Source organism: Brevundimonas alba, assembly GCF_011927945.1.
Lineage (GTDB): Bacteria > Pseudomonadota > Alphaproteobacteria > Caulobacterales > Caulobacteraceae > Brevundimonas > Brevundimonas alba.
Genome location: NZ_JAATJM010000001.1, coordinates 361,521 through 379,149 on the forward strand (window position 1 = coordinate 361,521; position 17,629 = coordinate 379,149).

General features: G+C 69.3%; 19 protein-coding genes and 2 riboswitches. Of the genes, 9 read left to right on the forward strand and 10 right to left on the reverse strand.

The genetic code is table 11. The annotated features are described in order from the left end of the window. Positions 1-3 precede the first annotated feature (3 nt). Both GGQ87_RS01670 and rlmJ read right to left on the reverse strand, forming a co-directional pair. Positions 4-705: a glutamine amidotransferase-related protein gene (locus GGQ87_RS01670; protein WP_168044983.1), complete on the reverse strand. Its 702-nt coding sequence runs from the start codon at positions 703-705 to the stop codon at positions 4-6. Beyond that, on the reverse strand, positions 705-1,535 hold the full coding sequence (rlmJ, locus tag GGQ87_RS01675) for a 23S rRNA (adenine(2030)-N(6))-methyltransferase RlmJ (protein WP_168044984.1): 831 nt from the start codon (positions 1,533-1,535) through the stop codon (positions 705-707). The genes GGQ87_RS01670 and rlmJ overlap by 1 nt, the downstream gene beginning before the upstream one ends. 91 nt (positions 1,536-1,626) lie before the next feature. On the opposite strand from rlmJ, the gene GGQ87_RS01680 reads away from it, so the two are divergent. The 3 genes from GGQ87_RS01680 to GGQ87_RS01690 all read left to right on the forward strand — a co-directional run bounded on the left by GGQ87_RS01680 (position 1,627) and on the right by GGQ87_RS01690 (position 3,464). Beyond that, complete coding sequence (locus GGQ87_RS01680; RefSeq protein WP_168044985.1) at positions 1,627-1,974, forward strand: hypothetical protein; 348 nt, start codon at positions 1,627-1,629, stop codon at positions 1,972-1,974. Further along, complete coding sequence (locus tag GGQ87_RS01685) at positions 1,971-2,975, forward strand: DNA topoisomerase IB (protein ID WP_342448282.1); 1,005 nt, start codon at positions 1,971-1,973, stop codon at positions 2,973-2,975. The genes GGQ87_RS01680 and GGQ87_RS01685 overlap by 4 nt, the downstream gene beginning before the upstream one ends. Before the next feature lie 96 nt (positions 2,976-3,071). Further along, positions 3,072-3,464 carry a hypothetical protein gene (locus tag GGQ87_RS01690; RefSeq protein WP_168044986.1) on the forward strand — a complete coding sequence of 131 codons (393 nt, stop codon included), beginning with the start codon at positions 3,072-3,074 and terminating at the stop codon, positions 3,462-3,464. 2 nt (positions 3,465-3,466) lie between these two features. Here GGQ87_RS01690 and GGQ87_RS01695 read toward each other — a convergent pair whose 3' ends face one another. The 5 genes from GGQ87_RS01695 to ispH all read right to left on the reverse strand — a co-directional run bounded on the left by GGQ87_RS01695 (position 3,467) and on the right by ispH (position 8,184). Further along, positions 3,467-3,919, reverse strand: a complete 453-nt coding sequence (locus tag GGQ87_RS01695) for an opioid growth factor receptor-related protein (RefSeq protein ID WP_168044987.1) — start codon at positions 3,917-3,919, stop codon at positions 3,467-3,469. Between the two features lie 14 nt (positions 3,920-3,933). Beyond that, positions 3,934-4,986: an L-threonine 3-dehydrogenase gene (gene tdh, locus GGQ87_RS01700; protein ID WP_168044988.1), complete on the reverse strand. Its 1,053-nt coding sequence runs from the start codon at positions 4,984-4,986 to the stop codon at positions 3,934-3,936. Further along, entirely contained in the window at positions 4,986-6,176 is a 1,191-nt protein-coding gene (locus tag GGQ87_RS01705; RefSeq protein WP_168044989.1) for a glycine C-acetyltransferase, read from the reverse strand. Before GGQ87_RS01705 ends, tdh begins: the two co-directional genes overlap by 1 nt. 39 nt (positions 6,177-6,215) lie before the next feature. After that, positions 6,216-7,139, reverse strand: a complete 924-nt coding sequence (locus GGQ87_RS01710) for a DUF4232 domain-containing protein (RefSeq protein WP_168044990.1) — start codon at positions 7,137-7,139, stop codon at positions 6,216-6,218. A gap of 73 nt (positions 7,140-7,212) precedes the next feature. Next, on the reverse strand, positions 7,213-8,184 hold the full coding sequence (ispH, locus tag GGQ87_RS01715; protein ID WP_168044991.1) for a 4-hydroxy-3-methylbut-2-enyl diphosphate reductase: 972 nt from the start codon (positions 8,182-8,184) through the stop codon (positions 7,213-7,215). Between the two features lie 160 nt (positions 8,185-8,344). On the opposite strand from ispH, the gene GGQ87_RS01720 reads away from it, so the two are divergent. Both GGQ87_RS01720 and argS read left to right on the forward strand, forming a co-directional pair. Next, positions 8,345-9,031, forward strand: coding sequence for a Tat pathway signal sequence domain protein (locus tag GGQ87_RS01720; protein WP_168044992.1), 687 nt, complete (start codon positions 8,345-8,347; stop codon positions 9,029-9,031). Further along, positions 9,031-10,833, forward strand: coding sequence for an arginine--tRNA ligase (gene argS, locus GGQ87_RS01725; RefSeq protein WP_168044993.1), 1,803 nt, complete (start codon positions 9,031-9,033; stop codon positions 10,831-10,833). Before GGQ87_RS01720 ends, argS begins: the two co-directional genes overlap by 1 nt. A 1-nt stretch (position 10,834) precedes the next feature. Here the strand turns inward: argS and GGQ87_RS01730 are convergent, their stop codons facing one another. Continuing rightward, the gene (locus tag GGQ87_RS01730) at positions 10,835-11,467 is read right to left on the reverse strand and encodes a hypothetical protein (RefSeq protein WP_168044994.1); all 633 of its coding nucleotides are present in this window, start codon (positions 11,465-11,467) and stop codon (positions 10,835-10,837) included. A 125-nt stretch (positions 11,468-11,592) separates the two neighbouring features. Here GGQ87_RS01730 and GGQ87_RS01735 point away from each other — a divergent pair, with 125 nt between their 5' ends. Both GGQ87_RS01735 and GGQ87_RS01740 read left to right on the forward strand, forming a co-directional pair. After that, the gene (locus GGQ87_RS01735) at positions 11,593-12,192 is read left to right on the forward strand and encodes a TetR/AcrR family transcriptional regulator (protein ID WP_168044995.1); all 600 of its coding nucleotides are present in this window, start codon (positions 11,593-11,595) and stop codon (positions 12,190-12,192) included. Next, positions 12,182-13,189 (forward strand): adenosine deaminase, encoded by a 1,008-nt coding sequence (locus GGQ87_RS01740; RefSeq protein WP_168044996.1) that lies wholly within the window; start codon positions 12,182-12,184, stop codon positions 13,187-13,189. Before GGQ87_RS01735 ends, GGQ87_RS01740 begins: the two co-directional genes overlap by 11 nt. Before the next feature lie 14 nt (positions 13,190-13,203). On the opposite strand, the gene GGQ87_RS01745 is transcribed toward GGQ87_RS01740, so the two are convergent. After that, on the reverse strand, positions 13,204-13,728 hold the full coding sequence (locus GGQ87_RS01745; protein WP_342448283.1) for a response regulator: 525 nt from the start codon (positions 13,726-13,728) through the stop codon (positions 13,204-13,206). A 74-nt stretch (positions 13,729-13,802) separates the two neighbouring features. Next, on the reverse strand, positions 13,803-15,281 hold the full coding sequence (locus GGQ87_RS01750) for a sensor histidine kinase (RefSeq protein WP_168044997.1): 1,479 nt from the start codon (positions 15,279-15,281) through the stop codon (positions 13,803-13,805). A gap of 162 nt (positions 15,282-15,443) precedes the next feature. Here GGQ87_RS01750 and GGQ87_RS01755 point away from each other — a divergent pair, with 162 nt between their 5' ends. Together GGQ87_RS01755 and gcvT are read left to right on the forward strand one after the other, a co-directional pair. Next, entirely contained in the window at positions 15,444-16,133 is a 690-nt protein-coding gene (locus GGQ87_RS01755) for an alternative oxidase (protein WP_168044998.1), read from the forward strand. Between the two features lie 123 nt (positions 16,134-16,256). Then, positions 16,257-16,354: riboswitch (glycine riboswitch) on the forward strand. A 4-nt stretch (positions 16,355-16,358) separates the two neighbouring features. Continuing rightward, positions 16,359-16,444: riboswitch (glycine riboswitch) on the forward strand. 56 nt (positions 16,445-16,500) lie between these two features. Beyond that, positions 16,501-17,619: a glycine cleavage system aminomethyltransferase GcvT gene (gene gcvT, locus GGQ87_RS01760; protein ID WP_168044999.1), complete on the forward strand. Its 1,119-nt coding sequence runs from the start codon at positions 16,501-16,503 to the stop codon at positions 17,617-17,619. Positions 17,620-17,629: the final 10 nt, after the last annotated feature.

A 17,629-nucleotide genomic window follows, 5' to 3' on the forward strand; every position in this document is an offset into this window, starting at 1 on the left:
CGGCTATCGCGCGGGGCGGGAGGCGATGAAGCGGCGCAGCCATTCGCCGACCTGCCGGCGGTCGTCGGGGCCGGCGAGGCTGTCCAGCGCCTCGTCGACGAGGGCCGGGCCGATCCGCTCGCGGCGGCCGCCGGTCAGAGCGGCGGCATAGGCGGGGGTGAATTCCGGATGGGCCTGAAGGCTGATCGCGTCGTCGTCCCAGGCGAGCCCGGCGTAGGGGGTGAAGGCGCTGGCGAGGATCACGCGGGCGCCGGCCGGCGGCTCGACCACCTGATCCTGATGCGAGGCCGGGATGGCGACGGCGTCGGCGGGCGGCGTCATCCATCGCTCGACCGAACGGACGTCGTAGCGGTGCAGGCCGACGCCCCAGCCGCGGTCCGATTTCTCGACCCGGCCGCCCAGCGCCTGGGCCATGGCCTGATGGCCGAAACAGACGCCGATCAGGCCGGTGCGGCCTTTCGCCTGCCGAATCCAGTCGAGGAGGTCGGCGATCCACGGGTCCGGCTCGTAAACGCCGGCCGAGGAGCCGGTGACGATGGCGGCGTCGAAGGCGGCGGGGTCGGGCCATTCGCCGGCCTGGACGTCGAACACCTCGACCGCATGGCCGTCGCCGAGCAGGGTGCGGAACATGGCGGGGTAGTCGCCGTGGGTTTCGGCGAGCGCCGGCGGCGGGGCGCCGGTCTTGAGGATTGCGACGCGGGACATCAGCCGCCCTCCCCCGTCATCCAGACCTCGGCCCGGGCGCCGGCGTCGCCGAGCCGTCCGGCGACCCAGCCGCAGATTTCCGAGGCGGCGGCCTCGGCGCCGGTGGGCGGGTTCAGGACCACCACCGCGCAGCCGTTCATCTTCATCGGATTGGTCAGGGGCCGCATCCGGGCCTCGGCGACGAGCGCGCGCTTGATCCCCGCCTGATCGAGGCGGCGGAGGAAGCCGTCGAAGGTTTCGAGATCCTTGAGCGGGGTCCAGACGGCGACGGTGGCGCGAGGGTCGGCGCGGACGATGGCGGCGGCGGTGTCGGCGGCGCGGAGGTAGTCGTCGGGACGCTCGAACGGGGGATCGATCAGGACGAAGGCGCCAAGCGCGCGGTCGGCCCAGCTGCGGGCCTGATCGTAGCCGTCTCCGCCCATGCCGACGGCCTGGTCGAAGGGCTCGAGCGCCTCTTCCAGCATGGCAAGGACGGGCGGGTTGAGCTCGAAACCGACATAGCGGTCGTCGGGGCGGAGGCGGCCGGCGATCAGCAGGGGCGAGCCGGGGTAGAGGTTGGCGCCGCCGTTCGGGTTGAGCCGCTCGACCTCGCGGGCCAAGGCTTCGATCAGCGGCGGGCGGTCGGCGGCGGCCATCAGGCGGGCGACGCCGGCCTCGGCCTCCTTCGAGCGCGTGGCGTCGCCGGTCAGGTCATAGACGCCGGCGCCGGCGTGGGTGTCGATCACCGCGACCGGGCCTCCGGCCTGCCGCCGCTCGAGCAGCCACAGCACGAGGGCGTGTTTGACGAGGTCGGCGAAATTCCCGGCGTGGAAGCTGTGACGATAGTTCATGATCGCTGTTCCCCCGTGGCGCCGGCGCGGTCAAGGCCGCAGGAACCGGCGGCCTCGCCCGCCGTTTGCGCAGTCCGCCAGAGAGCCGCCGATGCTGATCGACCACCCCGCCCTTTCCGACAAGGACCGCACTCCGCCCGCGGCGGTGGCGAAGGCCGCCCTGAAGGGTCTGGAGCTGCGCGAGGAACACGGGCGCGGCGGGACCGAAGTCGGGGTGCGGCGCGCGGAGCAGCTGGGGGCGCGGGAGACCGTCAGCGATCGCGACATCAAGTCGATGTACAGCTACTTCGCCCGGCACGCGGTCGATAAATACGGGCGCGACTGGGACAACCGGGCCAGGCCGTCGGCCGGCTATATCGCCTGGCAGCTGTGGGGCGGGGACGCGGGACGGGAGTGGATCGACGGCCTGAGGGCTCGGCTTCGCGAGGCGCAGGGGTGACGCTCGCCGATCCCGCCGCGATCCCGGAAGGCCTGAGCTGGTGCAGCGACGAGCACCCGGGCATCCACCGCACTGCGGCCGGGGACGGCTTCCACTATCATGACGCCAGGGGGCGCGAGATCACCGACGAGAAGGTGCTGGCTCGGATCCGGGCGCTGGCCATTCCGCCGGCTTGGACGGACGTGTGGATCTGCCCGCGCGCCTCGGGACATATCCAGGCGACCGGGCGGGACGTGAAGGGGCGCAAACAGTACCGCTATCACGCCGACTGGAGCGCCCATGCGTCGGAGACCAAGTTCGAAAAACTGCCTGACTTCGCCAAGGCGCTGCCGAAGCTGCGCAAGCGGGTCGAGGCGGATTTGAACCGGCGGGGGCCGTGCCGGGAGAAGGTGCTGGCGACGGCGGTGCGGCTGCTGGAACTGACCCTGATCCGGGTCGGCAACGCACAATATGCGAAGCAGAACCGGTCGTACGGGCTGACGACGCTGAACAAGCGGCATCTGGCGGTGGACGGGACGTCGCTGAAGTTCGCCTTCAAGGGCAAGAGCGGGGTGGAGCACGAGGTCAAGGTGCGCGACCGGCGGCTGGCGACGGTGGTGCGCGGCCTGCGGGAACTGCCGGGACAGCAGGTGTTCAAATACCGGGACGAGAGCGGCGCGCTGTGCGCGGTCACCTCGGACGATGTGAACGCCTATATCCGCGAGGCCATGGGCGAGCAGTTCTCGGCCAAGGATTTCCGCACCTGGGCAGGGACGGTGTCGGCGGCGCGGGCGCTGCGGGACGCGGAGCCGCCCTCGTCCGCGACCGAGGCGAAGCGGCGGATCAACGTCTGCGTCAAGGCCGTGGCGGGCCTGCTGGGCAATACGCCGACGGTCTGCCGGGCCTCCTATGTGCACCCCAAGGTGTTCGAACTGTATCAGGAGGGGCGGCTGCACGGCGCGCTGCCGGGGCCCGAGGCGGCGACGTTCGAGCGGGCGCTGGCCCGGGTGCTGCGGGGCTGAACGGCGCCGGTTTGCGCCGCAAGGCTGAATCGGATGTAACTTGATCCCTTGGGAGAACGACGCTCTACGGACGCCGTTTGTCGGAGGGACCACACCATGTCGGTATCGAATAACTTTCTGCGCCTCGGCGCGCTCTCGGCTCTGGTCGGGATGACGCTGGGTGTCTGGATGGGGGCGAACCAGGACTTCGTCCTGCGTCCGGTGCACGCGCACATCAATCTGCTGGGCTTCGCGTCGATGATGCTGTTCGGCCTGTTTTACCGGTCGTTCCCGGCGGCGGCGCGCGGCTGGCTGCCGATGGCGCATTTCGCCCTGTCGGTTCTGGGCTTCCTGATCCTGATGCCGTCGCTGGCGCTGATGCTGATGCAGAAGCCGGTCTTCATGCCGGCCATGATCGCTTCGGAGATCGGGCTGGTCAGCTCCATGCTGCTGTTCGTCATCATCGTCTTCATGGCGACGATGAAGAAGGACGAGCCGGCCGCCGCCTGACCTCAGGCGGTCATCCAGTAGCCGCGGCTGCGGGCGCTGACCGGCGCCCGCGCCGCCTCGACCATCGACAGGATGGCGGCGCGGAAGGCGTCAGCCTCGTCGTCTCCGCGCAGCAGCCGGAGCGAGCGGATGATCCGCGTGATGCGCAGATGGTTGTGGTCGTGCGGCGCCCACCACTGATGCGTGGCGCCATAGAAGGCGATCATGCGATCGGTCGCCGCCGCCAGGGCGCAATGGGCCAGGGTGGACTCGCGAAGCGCCTCGACGTCCGCTTCCGTGAGAACCGGAGCGTCGGGCACGGCGGCGGACGGCTCCGGCAGCGGGAAGAGCCACTGGATGAAGTCGTGGTTCCGCTCCAGCGCCGCGTTGTCGAAGGCGAGGACCTCGAACAGGGTGCGGCCGCGGCCGTCCGGCCCCTCGCCTTGCAGAAAGGCCACGACGGGGCCGTGCGTCATCGACGGTTCCGTCTTCAGGCGGCCTTGTCCCAGTCGAGCACGACCTTGCCCGACTGGCCCGACTTCATCGCCTCGAAGCCCTCGCGATAGTTGGCGTAGGACATCTGGTGGGTGATCAGCGGGGTCAGGTCGAGACCGGCCTTGAGCAGGCCCAGCATCTTGCGCCAGGTGGTGAACATCTCGCGGCCGTAGACGCCCTTGATGGTAAGCGCCTTGAGGATGATCGCGCCCCAGTCGGTCTCCATCGGTTTCGACGGAATGCCCAGCAGGGCCATACCGCCGCCCATGATCAGGGTGTCGACGCATTGTTTGAAGGCGATCGGCGAACCCGACATTTCCAGCGCCACGTCGAAGCCGACCTTGAGGCCGAGCTCGTGCATGACGTCCTTGAGGTCTTCCTTCGTGGTGTTCACGGTGCGCACGCCGGGCGCGACCTTCTGGGCCAGCTCGAGGCGGAAGTCGTTGATGTCGGTCAGGACGACGGTGCGGGCGCCGGCGTGACGCGCGACGGCGGCGGCCATCATGCCGATGGGCCCGGCGCCAGTGACGAGCACGTCCTCGCCGAGCAGGTCGAACTGCTGGGCCGTGTGCACGGCGTTGCCGAACGGATCGAGGATCGAGCCGATCTCGTAGGGCACGTCGTCCGGCAGTTCGATGACGTTGAAGGCGGGGGCCACGACGTATTCGGCGAAGGCGCCCTGACGGTTGACGCCGATGCCCTTGGTGGCCGGGTCGAGGTGGAAATGACCGGCGCGGGCCGCTTCGGAGTTCAGGTCGATGACGTGGCCCTCGGCCGAGACGCGCTGGCCGACCTTGAGCCGGCGGTCGACGTCGCTGCCGATGGCGACGATCTCGCCGGCGAACTCGTGGCCGGTGATCATCGGCACGGGGACGTTCTTCTGGGACCACTCGTCCCAGTTCCAGATGTGGATGTCGGTGCCGCAGACAGCGGTGCGGTGCACCCGAATCAGCACGTCCTCGGGTCCGGCGACGGGGATCGGAGCGTCGATCAGTTCCAGACCGACTTCGGGCCGGGTCTTGGCCAGTGCCTTCATGGTGTCAGCCATCAGATAACTCCCAGTTCCTTGCCGGCCGTCGTGAACGCCGCGACCGCTTGATCGATCTGTTCGAAGGTGTGGGCCGCAGACATCTGGGTGCGGATGCGGGCTTGGCCGCGCGGGACCACGGGGAAACTGAAGCCGATGACATACACGTCCAGCTCCAGCGCCCGGGCAGCGAAGTCCTGGGCCAGTTTCGCGTCGCCCAGCATCACCGGGATGATCGGGTGCTCGCCCTGCAGCAGGTTGAAGCCGGCCTGCGTCATCGCGGCGCGGTAACGGGCGGCGTTGGCGAACAACTGTTTGCGCAGGGCGTCGCCCTCCTCGCCCCCGGCGATGCGGATGGCCTCCAGCGACGAGCCGCAGACGGCGGGGCTCAGGGCGTTGGAGAAGAGGTAGGGCCGGGCCCGCTGTTTCAGCAGGGCGACCACTTCCGACGTGGCGCAGATGAAGCCGCCCATGGCCCCGCCCAGCGCTTTGCCGAAGGTGCCGGTGACGAAATCGACCTGCACGCCGTGGTGGGCATAGGAGCCCCGGCCCTGCGGACCGAGGAAGCCCGTGGCGTGGCAGTCGTCGACCATGATCAGGGCCGAGTATTTGTCGGCGAGGGCGCGGATGTCCTTCAGCCGGGCGATGTAGCCGTCCATCGAGAAGGCGCCGTCGGTAGCGATGACGATCTCGCGCGCGCCGTCGGCCCGGGCCTGTTTCAGCTGGGCCTCGAGGTCATCCATGTCGGAGGTGGCGAAGCGGTAGCGCTTGGCCTTGCACAGCCGGACGCCGTCGATGATCGAGGCGTGGTTCAGGCTGTCGGAGACGATGGCGTCCTCGGCCCCGAACAGGGGTTCGAAGATGCCGCCGTTGGCGTCGAAGGCAGCGGCGAACAGGATGGTGTCCTCAAAGCCGAGGTAGTCGGCGATGGCGCGTTCGAGTTCCTTGTGAATCTCCAGCGTGCCGCAGATGAAGCGGACGGAGGCGGTGCCGGCGCCCCATTGCTCCTGCGCCCTGATCCCGGCCTGCGTCACCCGCTCGTCGCCGGCGAGACCGAGATAGTTGTTGGCGCAGAAGTTGAGCACATCGCGTCCGCCGACCCGGATCACGGGCCCCTGACGGGAGGCGATGACCCGTTCGGGCTTGGTCAGCCCCTGGGCGGCGATGTCGGCGAGTTCCGCGGAGACGCGGGCATGGAAGGTCGCTGTCATGCGCGCTCCGCTACGCCGTTTTCGCGGCGGTTTGAAGCCCTAGACGGTCGGCGCCGGGGCCGGCTGTGTCGCAGGGGCCAGCGAGCGGATCGGGCTGACCCGGACACGGCCGCCGCAGGGGGTGAAGGCCATGGCGAGCGTGGCCGGAGAGGTGTCGCCCGGAGCGGTGACCCGCAGGCGGGCCGCTGAGGGGCAGGTCTTTTCGCCGATGGCTTCATTGGGCACGACAGTCCACGCCAGTTCGAAGCCGGCCTTGGCCTGGGGCATCAGGGTGACCGGCGCGGGCGCCTGCCCCTGGGTGAAATAGCTGCCGGGGCTCTGCTCGCTGCGGATGGTGGTCAGGGTACGGCCCTGCCGGTCCTGCAGGACCACGCCCGGATAGCCCGTCATGCTGCAGGCGGTCGCGCCGATGTTCTGCACGCCGATGTTGGCGACCCGGTTGCCCATGCCCGCGTCCCCGCCGTCGTTCGACAGCTTGAGCTGGGGGCCCTTGCAGGGCGCCGCCGTGGGCAGGACGCCGCCCGGGGCTGGCTGTGGCGCCGGAGCAGGACCGGTGGGAACAGCGCTGACGCTGGGACGGCTGCAGCGTTCCAGCACGGCGATGCCGACATCGTCGTTGGGACCGAGGCGGCTGAGGGTGGCGCTTTCCTGCCCGTCGCGGTTGACCGTGGCCCACTCCAGACCCGTGCCCGTGTAGCGGGCGCCGCTGGCCGCCTGCGCGGTGCGCAGGGTGTAGCTCTGGCCGTTGTAGGTCAGCTGGGCGGTGGCGGTGTCGGGGTAGGCGACGGTGACGGACTGGCCGCTTTCGCAGGCGTAGCTGATCGGCGGAGCGGTCGGGGTCGCCGGCGCGGGGGACGGTTCGACAGGCTGGGGCGGGGCCTCCGCCTCCTGCGTGCAGGCGGCCGTGAGGGCGGCGATCGACAGGGCGGCAATCGGGGCGGCGAAGGCGGTGCGTAAGCGCATGTTCATCCTCGGACGGCTCGCTACGGTAACGCCAGCCAACGGCAAAGGCTCCGCTTGCGCAAGCGGCGTTCGATCAGGCGGTCAGGACGCGCGGGAGCTTGAAGGTGACAGTCTCGCGTTCCCCGGCGTCCTCGGTGACCTCGGCGTCGAAGCGGGCGCGGACGGCGTCGACGAGGGCCTCGATCAAGGGCTCGGGAGCTGAGGCGCCCGCGGTGATGCCAAGGGTGGTCACACCGTCGAGCCACGCCCAGTCGACCTGGGAGGCGTCGTCGACAAGCCGGGCGTCGCGGGCCCCGGCGCGCAGGGCGACCTCGACCAGCCGGACGGAGTTGGACGAGTTCTTGGACCCGACCACCAGCACCAGATCGCAGCCGGCGCCGAGCCGTTTGACGGCCTCCTGCCGGTTGGTGGTGGCGTAGCAGATGTCTTCCTTGTGCGGGTCCGGAAGCTCAGGGAAGCGACGCTTCAGGGCGGCGAGGATCTCGCTGGTGTCGTCGACCGACAGGGTGGTCTGGGTGGCGTAGGCCAGCGGCGCGTCGCCGGGGCGCTGGAAGGCCTCGGCGTCCTCGACGGTCTCGATCAGGCTGATGGCGCCGGGCGGGAGCTGGCCCATGGTGCCGACGACCTCGGGGTGGCCGGCATGGCCGATCAGGATGATGTGGCGGCCGGCGGCGTGGTGGCGCTCGGCCTCGACATGGACCTTGGAAACCAGCGGGCAGGTGGCGTCGAGATAGAGCATCTCACGGGCGCGGGCGCCGGCGGGCACGGACTTGGGCACGCCGTGGGCCGAGAAGACCACAGGTCGATCGTCGGGGCATTCGTCCAACTCGCGGACGAAGACGGCGCCCATGGCCTTGAGGCGGTCGACGACGTGACGGTTGTGCACGATCTCGTGGCGGACATAGACGGGGGCGCCGTATTTCTCGATGGCCCGCTCGACGATCTGGATGGCCCGGTCCACGCCGGCGCAGAAGCCGCGCGGGGTCGCCAGGCGGACGGTCAGCGGACGCTTTTCGGGAGCCGGGATCGGCGCGTGCAGGGTCATGCGTGGAACCTAATGGTTCAGCCCCCGCGCCGCCACCACGCATTGGCTTGCACAGGGCTCCAGCGCGGGTTTGCCGCGCCTCGCTTTAGCCGCTATCAGCAACGAGCGTGCCCCCGGCGTCGGGATGTCGCGCGCCTCCTCGTTCCTGGAAGAGCCTTCGATGCGTCGCGTCTTCAAGATTTCCCTGACTTCCGCCCTCGCCGCCGCGGCGCTGGTATCGGTTCCGCTGGCGGCGGACGCCCAGTCCCGCCCGGGCCAGCAGAACCGTCCGGGGTCCGAGAACGGCGAAAACGCCGACGGCTCGCAGCAGAACCAGCGCCAGCGCGCGCCGCGCATCGCGCCGCTGCGCCGCAACGCCGCCGCCGGCCCCTGCCCCTATGTGAAAATCCTCTACGACGCCGCCCGCTATGTGGAGCTGACCGGCGACCGGGTGTCCTCGGCCAACGTCGGCTTCACCGGCGAGATCGAGGGGCTGACGTCGGAATGCGCCTATCAGGCCGACCAGCCGATCACGGTGCAGACCCGCGTGCTGTTCAACCTGGGCCGCGGTCCGCAGGCGCAGGGCGACGGCCGCACCTATCGCTACTGGATCGCCGTGACCGAGCGGAACAAGGCGGTGCTGGCCAAGGAGTATTTCGACCTGCCGGTGAATTTCGCCGGCCAGCCGATGGCCACCGTCACGCAGGACCAGACCATCTTCATCCCGCGCGCGGACGCCACCACCAGCGGTGACAATTTCGAAATCCTGGTCGGCTTCGACGTCACGCCGCAGATGGCCGAGTTCAACCGCACCGGCAGCCGGTTCCGCGTCAACGCGGGCACGACCACGCCGCCCGCCGCCCAGTAATGACCGACCTCAGGACTGTTCTGGGCGAGGCGGTCGGGGCCGCATTCGCCGCCGAAGGCGTGGACGCCGCCCTCGCCCGCGTGACGCCGTCGGACCGGCCGGATCTGGCCGACTTCCAGTCGAACGGAGCGCTTGCCGCGGCCAAGGCGCTGAAGGCCAATCCGCGCGAGCTGGCGACGCGCGTGGCCGAGCGGCTGAAGGGCGACGACCGGCTGGCGTCGGTCGAGGTCGCCGGGCCGGGGTTCATCAACCTGAAGCTCGCCGATGGCGCGCTGGCGCAGCGGGCGGCCGAGGTGGCGGCGGACCACGAGCACGCCGGGGCCTCGCTGGTCGCCGAGCCGCGCAAGGTGGTGATCGACTACGCCGGGCCGAACGTGGCCAAGCCGATGCACGTGGGGCATCTGCGCAGCTCGATCATCGGCGAGAGCCTGAAGCGGCTGTTCCGTTTCCGCGGCGACACCGTGTGGGGCGACGCGCATTTCGGCGACTGGGGCTTCCAGATGGGCCTGCTGATCGTCGCCGTGGGCGACGAGGGCAAGGGCGACGGGTTCATGGCGGAGGGCGACGGCCCCTTCCCGGCCGAAAGCCCGGTGACGCTGGAAGACCTGGAGCGGCTGTATCCGGCGGCCGCGGCGCGGGCCAAGGAAGACACCGATTTCCGCGATCGTGCGCGCAAGGCGACGGCGGAACTGCAAGCCGGACGGCCCGGCTACCGGGCCCTGTGGCGGCATATGCACGACGTGTCGATGAGCGGGCTGCAGCGCGAGTTCGGGGCGCTGGGCGTGACCTTCGACCTGTGGAACGGCGAGAGCGACGCCGATCCGCTGATGCCCGAGATGATCGCGCACCTGGAGACGACCGGCCTGCTGGTCGAGGACGCCGGGGCGCGGGTGGTGCATGTCGCGAGGCCGGGCGAGACGCGGAAGCGCAAGCTGGCCGACGGCAGCGTCGTCGAGGCGGCGAGCCCGCCGCCCCTGCTGGTCATCTCGTCCGAGGGATCGGCCATGTACGGCACGACCGATCTGGCGACGATCCTCGACCGCAGGAAGGCCATCGGGCCGGACCTGATCCTCTATGTCGTTGACGAGCGGCAGGCGGAGCATTTCGAGCAGGTGTTCCGGGCGGCGTATCTGGCCGGCTATGCATCCGAGGGGGCGCTGGAGCATCTCGGCTTCGGCACGATGAACGGGCCGGACGGCAAGCCGTTCAAGACCCGCGCGGGGGGCGTGCTGAAGCTGCACGACCTGATCACCATGGCCACGGACAATGCGCGGGAGCGGCTGCGCGAGGCGAAGCTGGGGGCCGACCTGCCCGAGGCCGAGTTCGACGACATCGCCCGCAAGGTGGCGGTGGCGGCGCTGAAATTCGCTGACCTGTCGAACAGCCGGACGACCAGCTACGTCTTCGACCTCGACCGGTTCATGAGCTTCGAGGGCAAGACGGGGCCGTATCTGCTGTACCAGGCGGTGCGGATCAAATCCCTGCTGCGGCGGGCGGCGGAACAGGGTGCGACGGCCGGGGCGGTGGCGGTCGGCGAACCGGCCGAGCGCGATCTGGCGCTGACGCTGGACGCCTTCTCGCAGGCGACGGCCGATGCCTACGACAAGCGGATGCCGCACCTGATCTCGGAGCACGCCTACCGACTGGCCCAGTCGTTCTCGAAATTCTACGCCGCCTGTCCGGTGCTCGGCGCGCCGGACGAGGCGACGAAGGGTTCGCGGCTGACGCTGTCGAAGGCGGTGCTGGACCAGTTGGAGCGGGCGCTGGACCTGCTGGGCATCGACACGCCGGAACGGATGTAAGTCAGGCGTCAGCCGGGTCTTCGCGGCGCATGGCGAAGGCCGCCGAAATCGACCAGCCGCCGAGGGCGAGCACCACGAACAGCGCCCCATGCACGTCCGGCCGCCATGTTCCGCTGGCCAGCCAGAGCAGGAAGGCTCCGGCGATCAGCAAGCCTGACACGCCGAGCGGGCGACCGCCGGGACGGCTGAGCCAGGCCAGACCGAAGACGCCCGTGGCTATGGCCGCCAGCGTGTAGTGGATCGCGGAGAAGCCCTGATTGGTCCACCAGACCAGCCGGCGCAAGGCGTCGACGCCGTCGGGTCCGATCTCTCCCGGCAAGTCGGGCTGCAGCACCTGTGGCATTACCAGCCCGTTCAGCGTGCCGGCGACCATGCCGGCGAACAGGCTGAAGCTGATGAAGCTGAGGCCGAGCAGCGGCAGGGCGCGGGACAGGCCGAGCCAGCGCGCCAGCTCCAGATATCCGTAGGCCAGCACCGGCACGACCAGCAGGGCGGTCCAGTGGACGGCGTCATTGAGATCGACGTGGCCCAGCGAGGGTCCGCCGAGGTGGGTCGGATGCACCGCCATCAGGGCGATATAGGCGACCCAGCCGAAGATCAGGGCCCCGGCTCCGGCCTTTGGATTGGCGTGCATGCGATGTCCTCCCGACGCTGTGCGCCTTGTGGTTGGCATGGATCAGGGCGAAAACCAGCGGGCGTCCGGCGCCTCCGCGAGGATGCGGGACAACGGGGCGGAGAATGTCCGGAAACGGCAGCGGCATGGATGAGCGCATCGCCCGCACGCGGCTGCGGCTGGCCCATGCCCTGATCGCCCTGGGCCGGACCCGCGACCTCGAGGACATTCGCGTCGGTGATCTGGTGAAGGCGGCGGGGGTGGGCCGCTCTACCTTCTATGCGCACTTCAGGAACCGCGACGACTTCCTCGGCCAGTCGTTCGCCGGGATGATCGCGGCCTGCGACAGCGCGGCCCGGCGCGAAGGCCTGTCGTCCGACATCCTGCCGGTCGCCCATGTGGTGATGCATATCGCGGGCAATGACGCCTTCTCCCGGCGGGTCGCGCCGTCACGGTCGATGGAGGTGATGCTGGCCGCCGGAGAGCGGAAGCTGCGCCTGATCGCGGAGGCCAATCTGGAGAAGCTGGCCGCCGGTCTGCATCCCGAAGAGCGGCGTCAGACGGCCGCCTTCCTCGCCGGGGCTTTCATCGGGCAGCTGAGGCTTTGGCTGCAGAACGACTTCCGCACGGCGCCGGAGACCCTTATCGTTTCGCACCGCCGACTGGCGGCCGGCGTGCTGGGGTCGATCACCGCCGCGCCGCCCTCGCCCGTCCCGTTCGACCGGAAGCCCGCCCATGTCCCTTGACGCCTATATCGCCGGCCTGCCCAAGGCGGAGCTCCACCTGCATATCGAGGGGTCGCTGGAGCCCGAACTGATGTTCGAGCTGGCCCAGCGCAACGGCGTGGCCATTCCGTTCGACAGCGTCGAGGCGGTGCGGGCGGCGTACGACTTTTCGAACCTGCAGGACTTCCTCGACATCTATTACGCCGGGGCGAACGTGCTGCTGACGCGGCGGGATTTCGAGGACCTGGCCTTCGCCTATTTTCGGCGCGCGGCCGCCGACAACGTGCGCCACGCCGAGATCTTCTTCGACCCCCAGACCCACACCGACCGGGGCGTGCCGTTCGGGGTCGTGGCCGAGGGGCTGATCGCCGGGATGGACCGGGCGAAGGCGGAGCTGGGCGTCACCAGCGGCCTAATCCTCAGCTTCTTGCGCCACCTGAGCGAGGCGGAAGCGTTCGCCACGCTGGAGATGGCCAGGCCGTATCTGCACCACTTCGTCGGCGTGGGGCTGGATTCGTCCGAGGTCGGGCATCCGCCGTCGAAGTTCCAGCGCGTATTCGCCGCGGCCCGCGAGCTGGGTCTGAAACTGTGCGCCCACGCCGGCGAGGAGGGGCCGCCGGCCTATGTGCACGAGGCGCTGGACCTGCTGCACATCGACCGGATGGATCACGGCAACCGCTCGATGGAGGACGAGGCGCTGGTCGAGCGGCTGGTCGCGGAGCAGATGACGCTGACCGTGTGCCCGCTGTCGAACCTCAAGCTCTGCGTGGTGAAGGACCTGAAGGATCACCCCGTCCCGGAGATGCTGCGCCGCGGACTGCACGTGACGCTGAACTCGGACGACCCGGCCTATTTCGGCGGCTATGTGAACGAGAACTACCGGCAGCTGGCCGCGGCCGTGGGCCTGACGCGGGAGCAGGTGACGCAGATGGCGCGCAACAGCTTCGAGGGATCGTTCATGAGCGAGGCCGAGAAGGCGGCGCGGGTAGCGGAGGTGGAAGCTTACGCAGCGAGCTGATCCACCCCCCGCCCTCAGGGCGGTCCCACCGTCATCACCATCCGCACGAGTTCGGACAGGCTGCCGGCCTGCATCTTGGTCATCGCGTTGGCGCGGTAGACCTCAACGGTGCGCGGGCTGATGCCGAGGTCGAAGGCGATCACCTTGTTGGCGTGCCCCTTGACCAGACCGTCGACGACGTCTCGCTCGCGGGGTGACAGGGCCTCCAGTCGGGCGGCGAACTCCCGCCGTTCAGTCTCCGCAGACGTCGCCTTGGCCGCCTGATCCAGAACCCGGTGGATCGAGGCGAGGAGAACCTCGTCGTCAAAGGGCTTTTCGATGAAGTCCACGACGCCCGCGCGCATGGCCTCGATGGCGAGCGGCACGTCGGCGTGGCCGGTGATCACGATGACGGGCTCGACCGACCCGCTGTCACGCAACCGGCGGGCGAGCTCGAGGCCGGTCATGTCGGGCATACGGACGTCGGTGACGATGCAGCCCGCTGGACGATCCTGCTCAGCGAGAAAGGCGACCGCGGATTCATAGGTCCGCGCGGTCAAGATCGGCGGTCTCCAGAAGGAAGGCGATGGAGTCGCGCACCGCCGCATCGTCATCGATGACATGGATGATGGTGTCAGTCGCCATCGGCAGCCTCCTCTTCGATACGAGCGCGCTGTAGCGTGAAATGGAAGACGGTCCCGCCGCCGGGGTTGGGCTCAAACCAGATACGGCCGCCGTGCGTCTCGATGATGGTGCGGGAGATGGAAAGCCCCACGCCCATGCCGGACCGCTTGCTGGTCACGAACGGCTGGAACAGTTGGTCCGCGAAGTCTTCGCCGACGCCCGCTCCGGTGTCCGAGACCGACACCCGCAGCAGTTCGGCGTCGACCGGGGCCGCGGCGATGAGCAGCTCGCGCTTCGGTGACTCCTCCATGGCGTCCATTCCGTTGCGGATCAGATTGAGCAGCACCTGCTGCACCTGCACCTTGTCGGCGAGCACGCGATCGGCCGCGGGATCGATCTCGAACCGCACGCGCACACCGTGCTCGCGTGCCCCGACGAGGGCCAGGGCGCTGGCCTCCTCGACGAGTTTCGGCAGATCCTCGATGCGCCGCTCCGTCTCGCCGCGGGACACGAACTCGCGCAGCCGCCGGATGATGACACCCGCGCGCAGGGCCTGATCCGCAGCCTGATCGAGCGCGGTCGCGATCCGATCGTCACCGAGCCCCTTCGAGTCCAGGAGCCTCTTCGAGCCCTTCAGATAGTTGGAGATGGCAGTGAGCGGCTGGTTCAGTTCGTGCGCCAGGGCCGACGCCATCTCGCCCAGCGCCGTCAGCCGGGAGACCCGCACGAGGTCGCTCTGCAGCTCCTGCATCCGCGCCTCGGCCTGCTGGCGTTCGGTCAGGTCGCGGACGAACCCTGTGAAGAAGCGGCCCTCGCCGGTGCGCATCTCGCCGACGGCGAGTTCCATGGGGAAGGTCGAGCCATCCTTGCGCTGACCGACGACGATCCGCCCGAGACCAATGATGCGGCGCTCGCCCGTCCGGTAGTAGCGCTGCAGATAGCCGTCGTGCGCCTCACGGTGGGGTGGCGGCATCAGAACACTGACATTCTGGCCAATCGCCTCGTCGACGGACCAGCCGAACAGGCGCTCGGCCGTGGGGCTGAAGGCGCGGATCAGACCGGTGTCGTCGATCAGGATCATGGCGTCAGGGATGGTGTTCAGGATCAGCCGCAGGTGGGTCTCGCGCGCCGAGAGCTCGCGGTGGGCGCGCTGGAACCACTCGCCGCCCACCGTCACGGCCGCCGCCACACCGACGAACAGGGCGGCCTCGATCCATAAGGCGGGGCTGAGGGGCGAAAGCAGCAATCCCGCGCAGAGCCCGATCAGCGCCGCGGCCGCTCCCGAAATCCAGCCGCCCATGGCGGCGCCGACCACCACCGCCGGGACAAAGACCAGAAACGCGCCGTGGTCACCGATGCGCTCGCCGAGGGCGGCGCGCAGCCCCGCGCCGGCAAGGGCGACGACCACCGCCGCCGCGACCGCCAGCCATGGCGAGGCCGGGCGGATGAGGGCCGAGGGCGCTGTCTCCGGGGACTGAAAGGCTCGCATCGATGCTCCTTGCCCCGTCCGGCCGACGTCCGCGCCTCCGGGATTCCCCTTAGGGCGAAGACCCGAATACCGCCGTCGGGCGGTCGCTTCTACACCGGTTGCATCTTCAAGACGCCGCCGCAGCGGCCCGGAGCGCTCTCCGGATCAGCAGGAGCCAAGGCCATGACCGCCCCTCTCGTCGACCTTTCGATCCACCATCAGCCCAAGGGACTGTCGGACCGGGTCGCCTTTGGCTTCACCAAGCTGCTGCGCTTCTGCGCCGACACCTTCTTCGCCAAGCGCTACGGCCACCGGGCTGTCGTGCTGGAGACCGTTGCGGCCGTTCCCGGGATGGTCGGAGCCACCATCAACCATCTGAGCTGCCTGCGCCGGATGTGCGACGACAAGGGGTGGATCAAGACCCTGATGGACGAGGCCGAAAACGAGCGTATGCACCTGATGACCTTCATCGAGATCTCGAAGCCGACGCTGTTCGAGCGCTTCGTCATCGTGTCGGTGCAGTGGGTCTTCTACCTGTTCTTCTTCGCCCTCTATCTCGTGTCCTCGAAGACGGCCCACCGCGTGGTCGGCTATTTCGAAGAGGAGGCGGTGATCAGCTACACCCACTATCTCGCCGAGATCGATGAGGGCCGCAGCCCGAACGTCGCGGCCCCCGAGATCGCCAAGCGCTACTGGGGGCTGCCCGATGAAGCGACGCTGCGCGACGTAGTGCTGGTGGTCCGCGCCGATGAAGCCCACCACCGCGACGTCAACCACGGCTACGCCAATGAACTGGGCGGACTGCCCATCCAGGCCGTGGCCCCCTGCCCGCCGCATGCGGCGCTGGAGCCGACCTGGAAGGCCGCGGCCTGACCTACTGACGCAGCCCGATGGAAGCCTCCCCGACCTTGCGTCGCGGGAGGCTTCCTGCCGTTCCAACCGGCTCATCCGCCTCGCCCCCGCTTGACTTCATCCCGGAGTCGGGGCCTAGGTCGCGGCGCTCTCGCGGGAGAGATCGGGGCCGTTTCGGCGGGCCCGGAGCCGAAGGCGCAACCGCCCCGGAAACGCTCAGGCAAACGGACCGCGAGGACATACGGACGCTGGAAAGTCGCTCTTCAGAGCGCGCCGACGGAGCAAGGCGGCCTCATTCAGGGCGCCGGAATCTCTCAGGCTTCAGGACAGCGGGGGCGCGAGGACGGCGGAGCCATCCGCTTCAATACGCGACCGTGAAAGTCTGATCATGACCGACGAGACCCTGAAGACCACGCCCCTCAACGCCGCCCACCGCGCGCTGGGCGCGCGCATGGTCGGCTTCAGCGGCTACGACATGCCGGTGCAGTACGAAGGCGTGCTGGCCGAGCACCGCTGGACGCGCGAACACGCCGGCCTGTTCGACGTGTCGCACATGGGCCAGTGCAAGATCACCGGCGCCGACGCCATCGCCCAGTTCGAGCGGTTCGTGCCCGGCGACTATTCGATCCTGAAGGCCGGCAAGCAGAAATACAGCCTGCTGCTGAACGCCGAGGGCGGGATCATGGACGACCTGATGGCGGGCAAGCCCGACCACGACGGCCTCTATGTGGTGGTCAATGCGGGCAACAAGGACGCGGACTTCGCCTTCCTGGAAGCCAATCTGAGGGGCGACGCGAAACTGACCGTTCTCGCCGACCGCGCGCTGATCGCCATTCAGGGGCCCGAGGCGGCCGAGGTGATGGCGCAGCACGAGCCGGTGCTGGGCGAGTTCGGCTTCATGGACTGCGCCCGCCTGGTGCTGTTCGGGGTCGATTGCTACGTCTCGCGCTCGGGCTACACCGGCGAGGACGGTTACGAGATTTCCGTGCCGGCCGATCAGGCCGAGCGCATCTGGAACACGCTGCTGGAGGACGCGCGGGTCAAGCCGATCGGCCTCGGCGCCCGCGACAGCCTGCGGCTGGAAGCCGGCCTGCCGCTGCACGGCCACGACATCGATGCGACGACGTCGCCGGTCGAGGGCGCGCTGACCTTCGCCCTGTCGAAGTCGCGCAAGGAGCGCGCGGACTTCAACGGGGCCGACCGCATCCTGAAGGAGCTGGCCGACGGTCCGTCGCGGGTCCGCGTCGGTCTCAGCGTCAAGGAAGGCGCTCCGGCCCGGGAAGGCGCCGAGATCGCCGACATGGACGGCAACGTCATCGGCGCGGTGACCTCGGGCGGCCCCTCCCCGACGCTGGGCCGCAACATCGCCATGGGCTATGTGCCGCCGAAATTCGCCGAGCTGGGCGCCGAGCTGAAGGTCATCGTTCGCGGCAAGCCCGCCGCCGCCGAGGTCGTCGCCACGCCGTTCGTCGCCCAACGCTACTACCGCAAACCCAAGGCCGTCTGAGCCTTTCGGA